Annotated in this window: 1 protein-coding gene and 1 pseudogene; one reads left to right on the plus strand and one right to left on the minus strand. The window is 70.3% G+C overall.

The window, feature by feature from the left end; translation table 11 throughout:
* Positions 1 to 181: 181 nt before the first annotated feature.
* On the plus strand, positions 182 to 832 hold the full coding sequence (locus ACWEBX_RS40820) for a TetR/AcrR family transcriptional regulator (RefSeq protein ID WP_451889737.1): 651 nt from the start codon (positions 182 to 184) through the stop codon (positions 830 to 832).
* Between the two features lie 256 nt (positions 833 to 1088).
* On the opposite strand, the pseudogene ACWEBX_RS40825 reads toward ACWEBX_RS40820, so the two are convergent.
* A pseudogene (locus tag ACWEBX_RS40825) lies at positions 1089 to 1351 on the minus strand (TetR/AcrR family transcriptional regulator); the annotation flags it as partial.

Here is a 1351-nt window from a genome sequence, read left to right on the forward strand (position 1 = left end):
CCGTCGGCAGGACCACCAGCGCCGCCGCCGCGATCACGGTCACCAGGACGGCGAGCAGGGACGCGTCGGGCATGGTCGAACCTCCATAGAATGTGAATGCGAATTCACGTTCACATCGTGAGGGGGAGTGCACCAGTTGTCAAAAAGCCCTGTTGAGGGCCGCGCGGATACCATGCGGGACATGAGCGAGGAGCCGGAGCGCACAGCGGCCTACCGGGAACCCCAGCAGGCCCGTAGCGCCGCGACCCTGGCCCGCGTTCTGCGGGCGGCCGAGGAGATCGCCTCCACCTCCGGCCTGGAGGAGATGACGATCGCCGGTGTCGCCAAGCGCGCCGGCGTCGCCGTCGGGACGATCTACCGCCGCTTCGAGGACAAGGAACAGATGATCATCGCCCTGACCGAGAGGATGCTGGAGCGCCGCGAGGAGTACGTCGCCGAGCAACTGCGTGCGGCCCGGCCCTCGCTCTCAGGGGTCATGGACGCCTATGCGCACGCCCTGCTGCAGTCCTTCGCCGACAGCAGCAGCCTCTTCCCCGAGCTGCTGCGCACGCGCGGGAGCAGGTCACTGGAGCGCGGGGCCCGCACCATCACCGAACTCCACCGCCTCCTGCTCGAAGCAGCCAACCCCTACACCGACCAGATCCGCCGCTCCCAGCCCCGGCAGGCACTCGACACCGCGGCCCGCGCCATCCTCGGCGCCTGCTTCCACAACTCCGTACGCCCCGATGCCTTCACCGACGAAGCGGCCAGACGCCGGTACGCCGACGAGCTCGGCGACATGGCGATTGCCTACCTCCTCACCCCCGACCAGCGCCGCAACGCCGAGCTCTGAGCTCAACACGCTGCCGCACGGCGCTCACGCCGCAGAGGGTCACCTACGCCTCTTCTTCGTCGAGTTCGGCCGTGTCAGGGTCGCGGAGTGACCGCAGGACGCCGCGGTAACCGTCCCGCCCCCCGCGATGAGCTGCGGTCCTGCGGGGTACGGCGGCTGTCCGTCTCGACGGGGGCCGCGGTGTACGGGAGCGGGCGGCGGCGCGCCAGGCGAAGCCGGGCGGCAACGCGTTTGGGATGCGGTGCAGGGAATGGGCTCAGGTGATCGGGCCGGCCTGTGCTGTCTCCTGGCGGGCGAGGAGGCCGGAGGCGGTCACCGCTGCGGTGCGGCGCACCAGGTCGGTGAAGTCGATGCGCATGTCGGCCAGTGCCGGGTCGGAGGCGTAGGCGTTCTGCACCGCTTCCGAGGGGCGGCTGCAGGGCCAGGCCGTCATCGCCATGAGCAAGGTGGTCTCCACCAGGGCCACCGAGCCCTCCAGGCCGAGTTCGGGGAGGTGCCGTGCCGCGAAATGGACCAGTG

The organism is Streptomyces sp. NPDC005070, assembly GCF_053600395.1.